The organism is Nocardioides sp., from assembly GCF_004803405.1.
Classification (GTDB): domain Bacteria; phylum Actinomycetota; class Actinomycetes; order Propionibacteriales; family Nocardioidaceae; genus Nocardioides; species Nocardioides vastitatis.
In genome coordinates, this window is the sequence record NZ_SSXI01000251.1 from 1 (window position 1) to 17,110 (window position 17,110).

Genomic DNA, 17,110 nt, shown 5'->3' on the forward strand with positions numbered 1-17,110 from the left:
CGCCGATCTCGTGGTCGACCGCCGAGGCGGCGAGCTCGGTGCCGCCGAGGTCGCAGACCGCGACCTGCGAGCGGGAGCGCCCGATCGCCACGGCCAGCACGCTCCCTGCGGCGGTGTCGAACTCGAGGCTTCCCGGGGGCCGCCCCCCGGTCGACGCGAGCTCGGAGCCCACCCGGAGCAGGCCGGCCTCGGCCAGCGCGTTCACCCGGCTCACCACGGCGGTGCGGGACAGGCCGGTCAGCCGGCGCAGGTCGGAGCGCGTCGCCGCGTGGCCGCTGCGCAGGAGCCGCAACAGGTCCCCCGCGGTCGCCGAGTCGCGCGCGGCCCCGTGCCGCCCCTCCGTCATGCCACGGAACTCTAAACGTTTCCTACTTTGATCCCAAAAAGTCCTAAGTTGGACTTTGCAAGTACCTGCTTACGCACTACCGTTGACGCGGTGACCGGACCCGAGCTCATGCTTCCCTCCTGCGACTTCACCGTCTTCGGTGCGACCGGCGACCTCGCCCTCCGCAAGCTGCTGCCGGGCCTCTACGAGCGCGAGCGCCAGCACCAGCTCCCCGCAGACACCCGGATCATCGGCGTATCGCGCAGCCCGCTCGACGATGCGGGCTACCGCGACCTGGTGACCCACGCCCTCTTCGACCACGTGGCCGAGGACCACCTGGAGGCGGGCGCGCTGCACCGGCTGACCTCCCGGCTCCACCACATCTCCCTCGACGCGGCGTCCCCCGACGACTGGCACCGGCTGCACGGCCTGCTCAAGGACCGGCCCGCGCCGGCCGAGGGCGCGGACGTGGTGCGGGTCTACTACCTGGCGGTCGCCTCCGACCTGTTCGGCCCGATCTGCGCGCGCCTGGACGACCTCGGCCTCGTCACCCCGCAGTGCCGGGTCGTGCTCGAGAAGCCGATCGGCTCCGACCTCGCCTCGTCCCGCATCGTCAACGACGCCGTCGGCCGCGTGTTCGACGAGCACCAGATCTTCCGGATCGACCACTACCTCGGCAAGGAGAGCGTGCAGAACCTCCTCGTCACCCGGTTCGCGAACGTCTTCCTGGAGCCCCTGTGGAGCTCCCGCTGGATCGACCACGTGCAGATCACGGTGTCGGAGACCCTCGGCGTCTCGAACCGCGGTGAGTACTACGACCGGGCCGGCGCGCTGCGCGACATGGTGCAGAACCACCTGCTCCAGCTGCTGTGCCTGATCGCGATGGAGCCGCCCACCCGGGTGGGTGGCGACACCGGAGACTCGGTCCGCGACGAGAAGCTCAAGGTGCTCCGTGCGCTCACTCCGCTCACCGGCACGGCGGTGAACCGGGCCACCGTGCGGGGGCAGTACACGACCTACGGCGAGGAGCTCGGCCACCCCAGCACCACGGAGACCTTCGTCGCGCTGCGGGTCGAGATCGAGAACTGGCGCTGGGCCGGCGTCCCGTTCTACCTCCGCACCGGCAAGCGGCTGGCCCGCCAGGAGTCGACCATCGAGGTCGTCTTCAAGGAGCCCCCGCACGCGATGTTCCCGCACAGCGAGGGCACGACGACGCCCAACCGGCTGACCGTGCGGATGCAGCCCGACGAGGGCATGCAGCTGCACCTGACCGCCAAGCACCCCGGCCCCGGCGGCATCCGCCTGCACCCGGCGTCGCTCGACCTCAGCTACGCCGACACCTTCGACGAGCGGTCCCCGGAGCCGTACGAGCGGCTGCTGATGGACGTGATGCGCGGCATCCCCACCCTCTTCATGCGGCGCGACGAGGTCGAGGCGGCCTGGGCGTGGACCGAGCCGATCCTCGAGCAGTGGCGGGCCGTCCCAATCGAGCCCGTCCGCTACCACCCGGGCACCGACGGCCCGGCCGCGGCAGCACGGCTGCTCGCCCGCGACGGCCGCACCTGGCAGGAGCCCTCATGACCCTCGACATCCCGACGGCCCCCTTCGCCGCAGCGCCCCACCCCACGCTGGCCGCGGTCACCGAGCGGATCGTCCAGCGCAGCGGAGCCACCCGGGCCGCCTACCTGGCCCGCGTCGACGCCGCGAGCGCGACCGGTCCGGCCCGCGGCCGACTCGGCTGCGCCAACCTCGCGCACGGGTTCGCCGCCTCCGAGCCGGTCGAGAAGGCCGCGCTGCGCGGCAGGACCAAGCCGAACCTCGCGATCGTCACCAGCTACAACGACATGCTCTCGGCCCACCAGCCCTACGGCGCCTACCCGCCCGTCCTCAAGGACGCGGTGATCCGGGCCGGCGGCATCGCGCAGGTCGCCGGCGGCGTGCCCGCGATGTGCGACGGCATCACCCAGGGTCGGGACGGGATGCAGCTGTCGCTGTTCAGCCGCGACGTGATCGCGATGTCCACCGCGATCGCGCTCTCCCACGACATGTTCGACGCCGCGCTCATGCTCGGCGTCTGCGACAAGATCGTGCCCGGCCTGCTGATCGGCGCGCTCTCCTTCGGCCACCTGCCGACCGTCTTCGTGCCCGCCGGCCCCATGGAGTCGGGCCTCCCCAACAAGGAGAAGGCGCGGGTCCGGCAGCAGTTCGCCGAGGGGAAGGTCGGTCGCGAGGAGCTGCTCGAGGCCGAGTCGGCGTCGTACCACTCCCGTGGCACGTGCACGTTCTACGGCACCGCCAACTCCAACCAGCTCATCATGGAGGTGCTCGGCCTGCACCTGCCCGGCTCCTCCTTCGTCAACCCCGGCACGCCGCTGCGCGAGGCGCTCACCCGGGCGGCGGCAGCGCAGGCGGTCGCGATCTCGCCCCAGCACGGGGCGACCGTCCGGATCGCCGACGTGGTCGACGAGAAGGCCGTCGTCAACGCCTGCGTCGCCCTGCTCGCCAGCGGCGGCTCGACCAACCACACGCTGCACCTGGTGGCGATCGCCCGCGCCGCGGGCATCATGCTCACCTGGCAGGACCTCTCCGACCTGGCCGCCGTGGTGCCGCTGCTGGCCAGGATCTACCCGAACGGGTCCGCCGACGTGAACCATTTCCACGCCGCCGGCGGCATCGGGTTCCTGGTCCGCACCCTGCTCTCGGCCGGACTGCTGCACGACGACGTGCGCACGATCGCGGGGCCGGGGCTCTCCCGCTACGCCACCGAGCCGCGGCTGCGTGAGGGTGCCGCAGGGACTGAGGTCACGTGGGAGCCGGGCACCGAGACCAGCCTCGACACCGGGGTGCTGCGGCCCACGACCGACCCGTTCTCCCCCGACGGCGGGCTCAGGATGCTCAGCGGGCCGCTCGGCACCGCGGTCATCAAGACCTCGGCCGTGGCGCCCGAGCACCAGGTCGTCACCGCGCCCGCGGTGGTCTTCGACGACCAGGACGACTTCCTCGAGGCGTTCGGTCGCGGCGACCTCGACGGCCGCGACCTGGTCGCCGTGCTCCGCTACCAGGGTCCGGCAGCCAACGGGATGCCCGAGCTGCACAAGCTGACACCGTCGCTCGGCGTGCTGCAGGACCGCGGCCAGCAGGTGGCGATCGTGACCGACGGCCGGATGTCCGGGGCCTCGGGGAAGGTGCCGGCGGCGATCCACGTGACACCGGAGGCGGCCGTCGGCGGTCCGCTGGCCCGGGTCCGGGACGGAGACGTGGTCACCGTCGACGCCGTCTCCGGCACGCTCACCGTCGACGCCCCCGACCTCGACACCCGCGCCGCCACCGGGCGTCCGCTCACCGACGAGGAGTGGTCGGGCACCGGGCGCGAGCTCTTCGCCGCGTTCCGCGCCGTCGTCGGGCCGGCCGACGCGGGCGCCAGCGTGTTCACCGCCCACACCAACCCTCACCTGCCCACGGAGGCCACCGTTGTCCGCGCCTGAGTCGGTCCTCGACGTCGTGCCCGTCATGCCGGTGGTCGTCGTCGACGACCTCGCCGCCGCGGTGCCGATCGCGCGCGCTCTCGTCGCCGGGGGACTGCCCGCCATCGAGCTCACCCTCCGCACGCCGGTCGCGCTCGACGCCCTCCGCGCGATCGTCGCGGAGGTGCCCGGCATCCTCGTGGGCGCCGGCACGATCGTCACGCCCCAGCAGGCCGCCGACGCCGCGGCCGCCGGTGCCCAGTTCCTGGTCTCTCCCGGTGCTACGCCGACGCTCCTGTCCGCGATGGTCGACACCGGGCTGCCGTTCCTGCCCGGCACCGCCACGGTCTCGGAGGTGCTGGCCGTGCTCGAGCGCGGGCTGACGGAGATGAAGTTCTTCCCGGCCGAGGCGTCCGGTGGGTCGGCCTACCTGAAGGCGATCGCCGGGCCGGTGCCGCAGGCGCGCTTCTGTCCGACCGGCGGCATCACCCCGGCGTCGGCACCGACCTACCTCGCATTGCCCAACGTCGGATGCGTCGGCGGATCCTGGCTGACGCCCGCGGACGCCGTCGCCGCGGGCGACTGGGCGCGGATCGAGGCGCTGGCGAAGGAGGCCGCGGCGCTGGGCTGAGGCTCAGCGGTGGTCGGCGAAGAAGCGCTCCAGCAGTGCCGCCGACTCCTCGGCCAGCACCCCGGAGATCACCTCGGGGCGGTGGTTGAGCCGCCGGTCACGCACGACGTCCCACAGCGAGCCCACTGCGCCGGCCTTGTCGTCGTACGCGCCGAAGACGACGCGATCCACGCGGGAGAGCACCGCCGCGCCGGCGCACATCGTGCACGGCTCTAGGGTCACCACGAGGGTGCAACCGTCCAACCGCCATTCCCCGCGGGCTTTCGCGGCCTCGCGCAGCGCGACCACCTCCGCGTGCCCCGTGGGGTCGGCATCCTGCTCGCGGACGTTGCGGCCCGCACCGACGACGGCACCCGTGGCGTCGACGACGACCGCCCCGATCGGCACGTCGCCGGACGCGATCGCGGCCTCGGCCTCCGCGAGGGCGGCCCGCATCGGCCCCAGCCAGGGGACCCCGGCCGGAGGGACGGTCCCGCTCACGCCGCGCGGCTCACGCGGACGTGAGTCCGACGGTGTCGTCGAACAGGGAGCCGAACCCCAGGCCGCGCGCGACCTCGGACAGCATCTCGTCGGGGTAGAGCTCATCGTCGTCGAGGATGGACGCGAGGTCCATCGCGTTCACGCCGAGGTCGCTGAGCAGCTCGAGGTCCCCCGCGGGCTCGGGGTCGTCGACGTCCTCGTCGACGACGGGGAGGCCGAGGTACTCGACCACCGACGCGGCCAGCTCCCACTCCGTCGCCGCGGTGACGTCGGACAGCATCACCCGGGTCTGCTGGCCGGCCACCCTCACGACGATGAAGAAGTCCTCGTCGACGGCGACCAGGCCGACAGCGCCGCCGTCACCGGGGAACCGGCGTAGTGCGGAGGCCAGGGTCTCGACGTCGACCGCGTGATCGTGGGTGAGCTCGGCGACCTGCCACACCCCCTCCTCACGGTAGGCGGCGAGCGCGAAGTCGACTGCGTCGCTTGCAGACATGACGCCAGCGTGACACGGACCATGGCTCAGGACCAGAGGCAATCCGGGCCTAGGCTCGTCTCATGCGCACCCAGGTCATCGACCACCCCCTCGTGGCCCACAAGCTCACCGTGTTGCGGAACCGGGACACCGACTCCCCGACGTTCCGCTCGCTGGCCGACGAGCTGGTGACGCTCCTGGCCTACGAAGCGACCCGCGACGTCCGGGTCGAGCCGTGCGAGATCGTCACTCCGGTGTCGCCGACGACCGGGGTCCGGCTCGCGTCGCCCCGGCCGCTCGTCGTACCGATCCTTAGGGCCGGGCTGGGCATGCTCGACGGGATGATGCGGCTCCTCCCGACCGCCGAGGTCGGGTTCCTCGGCATGGTGCGCAACGAGGAGACGCTCGAGGCGGCGACGTACGCCGAGCGCTTGCCCGACGACCTCTCGGGCCGCCAGTGCTACGTGCTGGACCCGATGCTCGCGACCGGCGGAACCCTCGCGGCGGCGATCCGCTTCCTCGTCGACCGCGGCGCCGACCACATCACCGCCGTGTGCCTGCTGGCGGCACCCGAGGGTTGCGCACGTCTCGAGGGGGAGCTCGCAGACCTGGGCGTGCCGGTCACCATCGTCACTGCGGCGATGGACGAACGGCTCAACGAGAAGGGGTACATCGTGCCCGGCCTGGGCGACGCCGGCGACCGCCTGTACGGCGTGGCGGGGGGCTAGCCCTACCCAGCCCCTCACCCCGTGGGACACCCCGCCGCGCAAAAGTCACCTTCCTCACAGACTCACGTCACACGTGGGACAGCTGCCCCGACGGGACCGGCCGTGTGTAGGTTGACGTGCGCTGTATCCACCGAAGGCTGGAGGCTCCGTGCTCATCGGCATCCCTCGCGAGTCGAAACCGGGCGAGACCCTCGTCGCGGCGACCGCCAAGACGGCGACCCAACTGACCAACCTGGGCTACGACGTCATCGTCGAGTCCGGTGCTGGCGCGCATGCCGACCAGGCTGACGCCGCGTTCGTCGAGGCCGGCGTCCGGGTCGGTACGACTGAGGAGGTGTGGGCCGCCGACGTCGTCGTGAAGGTGAACGCCCCCACCGACGACGAGATCGGGCGGCTGCGCCGCGGCGCGACGATCGTCTCGATGATGGCGCCCGCACGCAGCCCCGAGCTGATCGAGAGGCTGCAGGCTGCCGGCGTCACCGCGCTCGCGATGGACGCGGTGCCGCGTATCTCGCGGGCGCAGTCGATGGACGTGCTGTCCTCGATGGCGAACGTCGCCGGCTACCGGGCGGTGATCGAGGCCGCTCACGAGTTCGGCCGCATGTTCACCGGCCAGGTGACCGCTGCGGGCAAGATCCCGCCGGCCCGCGTGTTCGTGGTCGGCGCCGGTGTCGCCGGCCTCGCGGCCACCGGAGCGGCGTCGGCGATGGGCGCGATCGTGCGCGCGTTCGACGTCCGTCCCGAGGTCGCCGAGCAGGTCGAGTCCATGGGCGCACAGTTCGTGGAGCTCGACAGCTCCGCGTTCGAGGACGCCAAGTCCTCCGACGGCTACGCGAAGGAGATGACTCCGGAGCAGGAGGCGGCCACGGCCGCGATGTACGACGAGGAGGCGCGCGCCGCCGACATCGTCGTCACCACCGCGCTGATCCCCGGACGCCCGGCCCCGAAGCTGATCACGGCGGAGACCATCGCGGGGATGCGTCCCGGCTCGGTGATCGTCGACATGGCCGCGGCCAACGGCGGGAACGCCGCGCTGACGCAGGCCGACCAGCGGATCGTCACCGACAACGGCGTCACGATCCTCGGCTACACCGACCTCGCCGGCCGTCTTGCTGCGCAGACCTCACAGCTCTACGGCACCAACGTCGTCAACCTGCTCAAGCTGCTCACCCCGGAGAAGGACGGCGTGCTGACGCTCGACTTCGACGACGTCGTGCAGCGCGGTCTCACCGTCGTCCGGGACGGCGAGTCGACCTGGCCGCCGCCGGCAGTCCAGGTCTCGGCCGCGCCCCAGGCGAGCGCCAAGGCGGTCGTGACGCACAAGGAGCCCAAGGTCCCGATGAGCGCCGGCAAGCGGCTCGGCGTGGTCGCGGCGGCAGCCGCCGCGCTGTTCGGGCTGATCTCGCTGGCTCCCGAAGGCCTCCAGCAGCACCTCACGGTCTTCGCGCTGGCGATCGTGGTCGGGTTCTACGTGATCGGACACGTGCACCACGCGCTGCACACGCCGCTCATGTCGGTGACCAACGCGATCTCCGGCATCATCGTGGTGGGTGCGCTGCTCCAGATCGGTGACGACAGCACGCCCATCATGGTCCTGGCCGCGGTCGCGACGCTCCTGGCCAGTATCAACATCTTCGGCGGCTTCGCGGTGACACGCCGCATGCTCGGCATGTTCTCGCGATCCTGAAAGAGGCTGACGCTCCCATGCTCTCCATCGAATCTGCCAGCACCGCGGCCTTCGTCGTCGCCGGCCTGCTGTTCATCCTCGCCCTCGCCGGGCTCTCCAAGCACGAGACCGCCCGGGTCGGGAACTCCTTCGGGATCCTCGGCATGGCCATCGCGCTCCTCGCGACGATCGCCGTCGCGGTCGACGGCGGCATCGACGCACTGCCGCTCGTCCTGCTGATCGCCACCGTCCTGATCGGCGCCGCGATCGGCCTCTGGCGCGCACGGGTCGTCGAGATGACCGGCATGCCCGAGCTGATCGCGCTCTTGCACAGCTTCGTCGGACTGGCCGCGGTCCTGGTCGGCTGGAACGGCTACCTCCACATCGAGCACCACCCGCACGGGGCGGACACCGCGGCCCTCGAGGCCGCCGACCTGCTCGGCGTGCACAGCGCCGAGGTGTTCATCGGCGTCTTCATCGGCGCGGTGACCTTCACCGGATCGATCGTGGCGTTCCTCAAGCTGTCGGCGCGGATGAAGTCCAGCCCGCTGATGCTGCCGGGCAAGAACATCCTCAACCTCGGCGCCCTGGTCGTGTTCGCGGCCCTGACCGTGTGGTTCGTGATCGACCCGACGGTGTGGCTGCTGGTCGCTGTCACCGCGATCGCGCTGCTGCTGGGCTGGCACCTGGTGGCCTCGATCGGCGGCGGCGACATGCCGGTCGTGGTGTCGATGCTCAACAGCTATTCCGGCTGGGCCGCCGCTGCGTCGGGCTTCCTGCTCGGCAACGACCTGCTGATCATCACCGGCGCCCTGGTCGGCTCCTCGGGTGCCTACCTGAGCTACATCATGTGCAAGGCGATGAACCGCTCGTTCATCTCCGTCATCGCCGGTGGCTTCGGCATCGAGGCCGGCCCGGCCGACGACAAGGACTACGGCGAGCACAAGGAGATCAAGGCCGACGAGGCAGCCGAGCTCCTCGCCGACGCGAAGTCGGTCGTGATCACGCCGGGCTACGGCATGGCGGTCGCCCAGGCGCAGTACCCGGTCGCCGACCTGACCGCGAAGCTGCGGGCCAAGGGCGTCGACGTCCGGTTCGGCATCCACCCGGTCGCGGGTCGCCTGCCGGGCCACATGAACGTGCTGCTGGCCGAGGCGAAGGTGCCCTACGACATCGTGCTGGAACTGGACGAGATCAACGGCGACCTCGCCGCGACCGACGTCGTCCTGGTCATCGGTGCCAACGACACGGTGAACCCCGCCGCGGCCGAGGACCCCAGCAGCCCGATCGCGGGCATGCCCGTCCTGGAGGTCTGGAACGCCCACGACGTGATCGTCTTCAAGCGCTCCATGGCCGCGGGCTACGCCGGCGTGCAGAATCCGCTGTTTTTCCGCGACAACACCAAGATGCTCTTCGGCGACGCGAAGGACCGGGTCGAGGACATCCTGCGCGCCCTCGACTGATCGCTCAGCCGAGGGCGACCTCGGCGAGCGTCTCGTAGCGCGGTGACCGGCGTGGTCCCTCGCCGAGGTGGGAGGCGACGACCTGCACCGAGGCGAAGGGCCACGCCGGTCCTGCGTAGGTCTCCAGCAGCCGCACCCAGTTGGTGAGGTCGGTCGGCCGCCCGCCCATCCGCGCGACGGTCAGGTGCGGCTTGAAGCGCTGGCCGTCCACCTCGATCCCGCTGGCCACCGCTGCGTTCCGCGCACGCACCGCCGCCCTCTCCAGCACGCCGTCCGGCTGGCCCGTCACGTCGACGACCGAGATCGCCAGCACCCGGGCGCGGCTCGGGTCGGGGAAGGTGACCGCGCCCGCGAGCCTGAGCTCCGGCGTCGGCAGGCCGTCCAGCGACATGGCCAGGCGGTCGACGTACTCCTCGACGCGGAAGTCGTCGACGTCGGCCATGAAGGCGAGGGTGACGTGGAAGTGCTCGGGGCGGGTCCAGCGGAACTCGCCCGCGGCGCGCCGCGGCTCGAGGAAGGCGTCGAGGTGCTCGACCGCCTCCTCGGGCGGGGTGACGGCCGTGAAGAGTCGCACCACCTCAGACCTGCGTCCCGACCAGCTGGCCGATGCCGTGCGTGACCGCCATGGCCAGCAGGCCACCGACGACGTTGCGCAGGATCGCGCGTCGGGCCGAGCCGTAGCCGAAGCGCGCGCTGGCCCATCCGGTGATGACGAGCGCGAGGAGCACGGCGACCACGGTCACCGCGACCCGCAGGTCGGCGGCGACCAGGAGGATCGTCGACAGCGGCAGCAGGGCGCCGGCGGTGAAGGCGACCATCGACGCGAACGCGGCGTTCCAGGCGCTGGTGAGGTCGCCGGGATCGATGCCGAGCTCGACCTCGGCATGCGCGCCCAGGGCGTCCTTCTCGGTGAGCTGCCGCGCGACCTCGAGCGCGAGATCCCGGTCGAGTCCCTTGTCGACGTACAGCCCGGCCAGCTCGGCGAGCTCGTCCTCGGGGTCCTCGCGCAGCTCACGCCGCTCCTTGGCGAGCAGCGCCTCCTCGGAGTCGCGCTGGGTGCGGACGGAGACGTACTCGCCGGCCGCCATGCTCATCGCGCCCGCGACCAGGCCGGCGATCCCGGCGATCAGGATCGCGGTCCGGTCGGTGGTCGCGCCGGCGACGCCCAGCACGATGCCCGCGACCGAGACGATGCCGTCGTTGGCGCCGAGGACGCCGGCGCGCAGCCAGTTGAGCCGGTCGTTGAACCCCTGCTCGTGCGGCTCGTCCTCGTGCGGGCCGACCTCCGACGGCGGCGCCGCGTCGTGCCCCGGACCTGCTGGCGGACTGCTGCTCACCACACCATCATCGCCGGTCCCGGGCACCCTGCGCGACCGCGGAGCTGGAGAGGCGGCGTTCGGCTACCCGGCGTCCACCTGCGTGAAGGTCCACTCGCCCGAGCCGACCCGGTAGCGCGTGAGGCCGCCCTCCGCCACCAGCTGCTCCGCAGACGCGCCACCGGGACCACGGACGTCGTACCTGCCTGCCGGCAGGTCGACCACCGCCGAAGCGTTGACCGGGATCGTGGTCCGCAGCGCCACGCCCTGGTCGTCGCGGGCCCACGCGGACAGCACCCGGCCGCGCTGGGTCAGCTGCGATCCCTCGGCGTGGGTGAGGCCGGTGTCCGGGACGCTGATCCGGAGCTCCGCGCCACCGGGTGCGGTGACCTCGATGCCGAGCACGTTCTCCATCACCTGCACGATGCCGCGCGAGCCCCAGCCGTGCGAGGCGCTGTTGGCCGAGCCGCTGAGCTCCCACGCCTCCGGCGTGAACGTGCCGCCGGCGGCGAGCCATCCGGCCCAGCCGTAGTCGTCCTCGTTGGTGAGCACGTTCAGTAGGTGCTCGTGGGCACCGGAGAGCGCCAGCGCCTCGAGCAGCCAGTGTGCCGTCATCGGGCCCTGCTTCATGCCCATCGACGCCAGGTACGCGCCCAGCTCGGGCAGGTCCTCCGTCGGCGCGATCCCGAGGGCGACGGCGTACGACGTCGCATGCTGGCCGGCGTGCGGGCTCTGGAAGCCGTCGCCCAGTAGCCCGTCGACGTACGTCCCGTCCGGCTTGCGGAGCGTCTCGTTCATCCGGTCGGCGAGGGCGTCGGCGTCGGCGACGTAGGCCGCCACCTCGGCTTCGGGGCGGCCGATCTCCTCAGCGACGAGCGCCACCTTGCGGAGCACGTCCACACCGAGCGCGTTGACGGTCGTGCGCGCGGTCGCGGTCATGTCGTAGCCGAACCGCCCGTGGACCGGCCAGTCGACGATGCCGTACCGGTACTGGCCGCTGCCGCCGGTCAGCTGCGTCACCAGACCCCGGGTCGGGCCGGCGGCAGGGATGTGGCGGCGGACGTAGGCGGCGGTGGCCGCGACGTTGTCGTAGACGTCCTCGAGGGCGGCGAGGTCGCCGGTCTCCAGGTAGTAGCGCCACGCCCAGTCCGGTACGACCTGCGTAAAGTCGGGGATGTCACGCTTGTTGTCGCCGTTCGGGTAAACCGCGTTGTAGCGGCCGATGTCATCGCCGCTCGTCCACCACCGCTTCTGGCTCAGCATGAACTCGCGGATCGCCTGCCGGGTGGCCACCCGGTCGTGCTGGGTAGCCATCAGGCCGTAGGAGATGTTGACCGTGTCGTGAAGGAACTGCCCTTGCTCGCGGGTCGGGGTGTCCACGAACGTCTCCTGCACGGAGTACCGGAGCGACCGGTCCATCAGGTCCCACACCGCGTCGAGCGTGTCGTCGGAGCTGTCGAACGTCGCCGCACCGTCCTGCGGGTAGGAGGTGTGCACGACCGTCGCTGTCACGTCGTCGGCGGTGATCTCCTCCTCCGCCCCCGGGATCTCCAGGTAGCGGAAGCCGAGGTGCCCGAACGCCCGGTAGTCCTGGTCGCCGGCGGCCTGGGTGTAGGGGAACGACATGTTGGTGCCCTGGGTCGCGGTGCTGGCCGTCGAGGCGCGCCCGGTCTCGGTGAGCCCGTAGCTGGCGCGGATCGTGACCTTTCTGCCCGCGACGCCCTTGTCGAAGTGCACCGCGGGGCGGGCGGGGATCACCTTGCCGAAGTCGGCGACCGGGGTGCCGTCGTCCGCGACGAAGATCCGCTCCGGTCGTACGACGGTCTCGGTGAGCCGGGTCTGCTGGCCGTCGAGGTGGGTGAACGGCGCGACCGGGTGCTTGCCGAGCACCACCGCGTCGGACCAGGCGGAGTCGTCGTACCAGCCCTGCTTCCAGGGACCGATCGCCCTCTGCGCGGCGCCGTCGAGGTGCTCGACGTACAGGCCCTCCCCGTTGCGGGTGCCGACCAGGACGTACGGCCCGCGTCGGACCTTCCACGTGCCGTCGCTGACGACGGCGAACTCCGAGCCGTCGGCGTACTCGACGACGAGGCGGACGAGCAGGCCTGGCTCGGCGCCGACCCTGCCCTGCCCGCTGCTGAACCAGTGGAGCATGGCGCCGACCGAGAGCCGCTCGCCCGGCGTGACCAGGTCGGTGATGTCGGCGGCCTGGTAGTAACCCTCGCCCGGGTGGCCGTAGTTGGTCATCCGGTCCGCGCGCTTGCCGTCGAGGTAGAGCTCTGCGACGTGGCTGGCGGCGAGGTAGCTGCGGGCCCGGACGATCGTGCCGGCGGGTACGTCGACCTCGGTGCGGGCCAGCGTGTACTCGTCGGCCTCGCGGGTGGTGGTGCCCTTGACCCACTTGTCGAGCCCGCTGGAGAAGTCCTCCTCGAAGAGCACCCGGCTCCCGTCGAGCGAGGTGACCCGGATGTCGTCGAAGTCGGCGACCTCGCCGCCTGCCTGGCGGAAGCCGATGGTGCCGGCCGTCGAGCCGCTCGGCGACGGGTCGGTCCACGTGTCGACGACCACGCCGTCGATGCTGGTTTGAAAGGTGCGGCCCATGACCCGGATGCTGAGCTCGTAGGTGACGCCTGGGTCGATCACGTGCCGGACTGCGCGCCGGGCGTCGGTCGGGAAGCCGCCGGCGACCATGCGGTGGGTCTTGAGCGCGTTGTCATTCGCGTGCAGCTGCCACATGTAGCCATTGGCGCTGTCGGGCGCCCGGAACACCACTCCTGCGGCGCGGCTGACCGGGGTGACGTCCATCGTGACGACGTAGTCGGTCCAGTCCGTGCCGGTGCTCGCGAGGGTGACGTTGCCGCCGCTGACCCGCCCGCGACCGTCGACCACGCTGACCGCACGGAAGCCCGGGTTGCCGGGAGGGCGACGGATCCACGAGGCGCCACCCCAGTCGCCGTCGTCGAGACCGGTCTCGAAGCGTGTCTCCGCCGACCACGGCGAGGGCAGGTGGTCCTTGTCCCAGGTCCGCACCCGCCAGCGATAGACGCTGCCGGGCGCCAACGGCGAGCCGTCGTACTCGACGTAGGACTGCTGCGCGGACTTCACCTTGTCCGAGTCCCAGACCAACGCACCGTCGACGTCGCGGACCTCGATCTTGTAGGCCGTCTGCACCTCGTTGGCGTCGGCGTCCCTCGGCAGCCAGCCGAAGCGTGGCGACTCGTCGGCGTTGAGCGGCGCTGGCACGTCGTCGACGGTGAGGCGCGTCGGCGCAGCGGGCCGGGTGCCCGGCGTGGCCTCCGCCGGTGACCACCCAGCTGCTGCCGGGGCGGCCACCGCCACAGCGGTGACGACGGCGAGGACGGTACGGCGCATCCGCCGCGGGTGGTGCACGATCACGGGTACCTCCGAGTGGGTGGGCGATCGGTGGGTCAGGGTCAGTGGCAGATGGCCTTCAGCCGCTCGTCGTCCTTGGGGTCGCCGCCGCTCGCGGTGCTGAACACGTGGCAGCCGCTGGCGACGCCGTCGACGCGCAGGTAGCCGCGCTCACGTACGGCGGGTGTCGCCCGCCCGTCGACGTAGACCACGTCCTCGGTCGTCGCCCCCGCCGGAACGTGGACGGAGGCCACCGTGTTGCCCGGCACCACGACGCCGACGTCGGTGCGGCCCTCGACGGTGTGGAACGCGGCACCGATCCGGCCCTTCAGGGTCGGCAGCGTGACACTCGCCCAGGTCACGGACTGCGGCTGCGGACGCACGTCGAACGTCCCGTAGCCCGGGGTGGTCGGCCGGATGCCGAACATGCCCTGCGGCACGTGGAAGGCAGGCGACGCCGCCCACGGGTGGGAGTAGGTCATGTTGGACTTCAGCGAGGCGTCCCAGGCCTCGCCGGTGGCGCCGGCGCCGTCCGCGATCATGTTCAGCCAGCTCCGCACGCCGGTGTCGGTCAGCAGGTCGTAGGCCAGATCCGAGCGGTCTCCGTTGTAGAGCGACTCGATCAGGAACGCCGCGCAGTAGACGCTGCACGCCATGCCGCGCGCACCGATGTAGTCGGCGGCTCGTGCCGAGCGCTCCGCGTCCGGCACGCCGAACGCGCTGGCGAACACGCTCGCGTGCACCGCCCAGTGCTGGATCGGCGTGCGGTCGGCGTTGAGCCCGTCGCGGTAGGCGCCCTTGGCGTCGTCCCAGAGCCACTGGTTCATCGCCGTGCGCAGCCGCTCCGCGGTGGCGCTGTACGACGCCGCGTCGGCGTTCTTGCCGAGGGCGGTCGCGATCGCGGCCATGTCCATGAAGCTGCGGTAGCTGAGCGCGTTGATCACCGTGTTGTAGGGGCGGAACACGTAGCCGTCGCGCTCCGAGCCCGGCCAGTCGACGATGTCGCAGTCGGTCTGGCTGTTGCACCCGTTGGACCGGAAGTCCTTGCGGATCAGCCCGGTCTCCGCCTCGACCCACTCGTCGGGGAGCTTCTGCACCAGCTGGTCGTAGCTGCGCTCCAGCTGGGCGATGTCGCCGGTCTGCTGGAAGCTGTCGTGCATCGCGAGGATGGTGTACAGCGGCCACTCGGTCGGCCAGGTGCGCCGGGTGAGCAGGTAGTCGATCGAGTAGTTGCCGAGCGTGGGGTCGGACGAGGTGAGGAAGTTGGCCATCATCTGCAGGTAGCTGTCGGCCTCGTAGGGCTCGCGCTCCCGGGTCCACGAGTCGACGTAGAGGTTGTGGTTGGTGGCCTCGACCGTGTTCTTGGACAGCTGCCAGACCTGGTTGAGCGCGGCGTCGGAGGAGCGGAACTCCGCGCCGTCGACGTCGAAGGGGTACACCTGGGCCAGGGCCGGGAAGTCGGCCGGGCCGAGTCCGGGCGGTGCGCCGATCACCTCGAGGTAGCGGAACACCCGCATGCCCCAGGTCTCGAGGTGCTGCGGCCCGTCCTTCAGGGTCCAGCGGTCCTGGTACTGGTTGCCGGTCCGCATCGCGTAACGCACCGTCTGCGGCCCCGACAGCTCTTCGCCGAACCGCAGGTCGACCACCTGACCGGCCGTGCCCTCGAGGTCCAGGCTCACGCCGCCGACCCAGCTGCGCCCGTAGTCGACGAAGTAGTGGCCGGCCGCCTTCTCGACGACCTGGACCGGCTGCTCCAGCCGCTGGGCGACCTTGTCGGTCGGTGTCGCGACCAGGTTGGTGTAGGCGGCCTTCGCGGCGGCCGGCCGCCACCCGGTGGCGTCGAACCCGGGCTCGTCGAAGCCGAACGGGTATGCCGCGGCCTGGAGGTTCTCCTTGGGCGCGGTGAAGTAGCCGGTGCCGATCGAGCCGGCCGAGGGGAAGGCCGCGGCCCCGGGCAGCGCGGTCCACTGCTCCCCGGTCCCGAACGACTGGCGCGAGCCGTCGACGTACTCGATGACCAGCTGGGCCTGGAACCTCTTGTCACTGGTGGTCCACGCGAGGGCACCGAGCGCGTTCGCGCCGCCCTCGTGCACCAGGTCGGTGACGTCGAAGCCGTCGTAGCGCGTCTCGGTGCTGATCGAGCGGGTCGGGCCGAGACCGACCAGCTCGCCGTTCATCCAGAGCTTGTAGACGTATTGGCGGCCCGGCTCGGGCGAGGATCCCGTCGCGAAGACGGTCGCCCAGGCGACCTCCTTGTCGGCGGCGGTCTGGAACTCCCCGCGGAGGAACGTCCAGTCGGTGCTGCCCAGGCCGTACACGCAGTTCTGGCCGGTGCCGACGTGGAGGCGCCCGGCCGACACGGTCCCACAGGTGAAGTCGGACGACGGGGCACCGAAGTCGTTCGCGTAGAGTCGCGTGCCGTCCGCGGCGGTGACGGACAGGTCGTCCCAGCTGTTGCGCTCGCTGCCGCCGGTCCGGAAGCCGATCGTGCCCTTGGTGAAGCGCACCGAGTCCGTGGTGTCGACCAGACGCCCGTCCAGGTAGGTCCGGACCGTCGACCCGGCGACCTCGAGCCGGAGTCGGTAGTCGACGCCGCGCTGGAGGCTGACCCCGAGCGGCACCGCCTTCAGCTGCGTGAAGGCGCCGTTGACCCGCTGGTGCGGCGCGAGCTGGTTGACGCCGTCGCCACGGACCTGCCACATCAGGTAGTTGTTGGCGTCCTGGGCGTTGAAGACGATCGTCGCGTTCTGCGCGGTGATCGAGAACGTGGTCTCCAGGGTGTAGCCGCTCCAGCCGAGAGCCGGGGGCTCGCCGATCCAGATCGGCCGGCTCTGTCCCCAGTCACTCCCGAGGGCCGTCCCGAAGCTGGCCGGCCGCGACCAGGGCGACGCCTTGCCTCGCCCGTCCCAGGTGCGGACCCGCCAGTGGTACCGCTCGCCCCGCTGCAGGCCGGGGCCGGCGTACCGGACGTTGGTGCTGCCCGTCGCCGACACAGAACCCGAGTCCCAGACCAGGCGGCCCGACATCAGGTGGGCATGCGACTCGGCCACCTGGACCTGGTAGCCGCTCTGGACACCTGAGCCGACCTGCCACCCGAGGAGCGGGGCCGCCACGTCGTCGACGTCGGCGGGCTCGGTCCGCTGGCCGACCGTGAGGCCCGTCGGCTGAGGCCCGCCCGGCGCGGTCGTGG

Annotated in this window: 12 protein-coding genes and 1 pseudogene; 6 read left to right on the top strand and 7 right to left on the bottom strand. The window is 71.6% G+C overall.

Going from position 1 to position 17,110, the window contains the following annotated elements:
* A pseudogene (locus tag E7Z54_RS18145) lies at window positions 1-346 on the bottom strand (helix-turn-helix transcriptional regulator); the annotation flags it as partial.
* 90 nt (window positions 347-436) lie between these two features.
* Here E7Z54_RS18145 and zwf point away from each other — a divergent pair.
* From zwf to eda, 3 genes are read left to right on the top strand one after another with little or no spacing between them, the layout of a single operon-like run.
* The gene (zwf, locus tag E7Z54_RS18150; RefSeq protein WP_240769770.1) at window positions 437-1,906 is read left to right on the top strand and encodes a glucose-6-phosphate dehydrogenase; all 1,470 of its coding nucleotides are present in this window, start codon (window positions 437-439) and stop codon (window positions 1,904-1,906) included.
* Window positions 1,903-3,810, top strand: coding sequence for a phosphogluconate dehydratase (gene edd / locus E7Z54_RS18155; RefSeq protein ID WP_136436118.1), 1,908 nt, complete (start codon window positions 1,903-1,905; stop codon window positions 3,808-3,810). Before zwf ends, edd begins: the two co-directional genes overlap by 4 nt.
* Window positions 3,797-4,420 (top strand): bifunctional 4-hydroxy-2-oxoglutarate aldolase/2-dehydro-3-deoxy-phosphogluconate aldolase, encoded by a 624-nt coding sequence (gene eda, locus E7Z54_RS18160; RefSeq protein ID WP_240769771.1) that lies wholly within the window; start codon window positions 3,797-3,799, stop codon window positions 4,418-4,420. The genes edd and eda overlap by 14 nt, the downstream gene beginning before the upstream one ends.
* Window positions 4,421-4,423: 3 nt before the next feature.
* Here eda and E7Z54_RS18165 read toward each other — a convergent pair whose 3' ends face one another.
* Together E7Z54_RS18165 and E7Z54_RS18170 are read right to left on the bottom strand one after the other, a co-directional pair.
* A complete protein-coding gene (locus E7Z54_RS18165; RefSeq protein ID WP_136436139.1) occupies window positions 4,424-4,855 on the bottom strand; it encodes a nucleoside deaminase in 432 nt (143 codons plus the stop codon).
* A 55-nt stretch (window positions 4,856-4,910) separates the two neighbouring features.
* Window positions 4,911-5,396 (bottom strand): tRNA adenosine deaminase-associated protein, encoded by a 486-nt coding sequence (locus tag E7Z54_RS18170; RefSeq protein WP_136436120.1) that lies wholly within the window; start codon window positions 5,394-5,396, stop codon window positions 4,911-4,913.
* A 62-nt stretch (window positions 5,397-5,458) separates the two neighbouring features.
* Here E7Z54_RS18170 and upp point away from each other — a divergent pair, with 62 nt between their 5' ends.
* The 3 genes from upp (at window position 5,459) to pntB (ending at window position 9,232) form a co-directional block, all read left to right on the top strand.
* Entirely contained in the window at window positions 5,459-6,103 is a 645-nt protein-coding gene (gene upp / locus E7Z54_RS18175; protein ID WP_136436122.1) for a uracil phosphoribosyltransferase, read from the top strand.
* A gap of 148 nt (window positions 6,104-6,251) precedes the next feature.
* Window positions 6,252-7,790: a Re/Si-specific NAD(P)(+) transhydrogenase subunit alpha gene (locus E7Z54_RS18180; RefSeq protein WP_136436123.1), complete on the top strand. Its 1,539-nt coding sequence runs from the start codon at window positions 6,252-6,254 to the stop codon at window positions 7,788-7,790.
* Window positions 7,791-7,807: 17 nt separating this feature from the next.
* Entirely contained in the window at window positions 7,808-9,232 is a 1,425-nt protein-coding gene (gene pntB / locus E7Z54_RS18185) for a Re/Si-specific NAD(P)(+) transhydrogenase subunit beta (protein WP_136436125.1), read from the top strand.
* Between the two features lie 4 nt (window positions 9,233-9,236).
* On the opposite strand, the gene thpR is transcribed toward pntB, so the two are convergent.
* The 4 genes from thpR to E7Z54_RS18205 all read right to left on the bottom strand — a co-directional run.
* Entirely contained in the window at window positions 9,237-9,806 is a 570-nt protein-coding gene (thpR, locus tag E7Z54_RS18190; protein ID WP_136436127.1) for an RNA 2',3'-cyclic phosphodiesterase, read from the bottom strand.
* Between the two features lie 4 nt (window positions 9,807-9,810).
* Window positions 9,811-10,569 (bottom strand): VIT1/CCC1 transporter family protein, encoded by a 759-nt coding sequence (locus tag E7Z54_RS18195; protein WP_136436129.1) that lies wholly within the window; start codon window positions 10,567-10,569, stop codon window positions 9,811-9,813.
* A 63-nt stretch (window positions 10,570-10,632) separates the two neighbouring features.
* Entirely contained in the window at window positions 10,633-13,944 is a 3,312-nt protein-coding gene (locus tag E7Z54_RS18200; RefSeq protein WP_136436131.1) for a family 78 glycoside hydrolase catalytic domain, read from the bottom strand.
* A 38-nt stretch (window positions 13,945-13,982) separates the two neighbouring features.
* Window positions 13,983-17,110: family 78 glycoside hydrolase catalytic domain (locus E7Z54_RS18205; RefSeq protein WP_136436133.1), on the bottom strand; the 3,128-nt coding region annotated here is incomplete at its 5' end.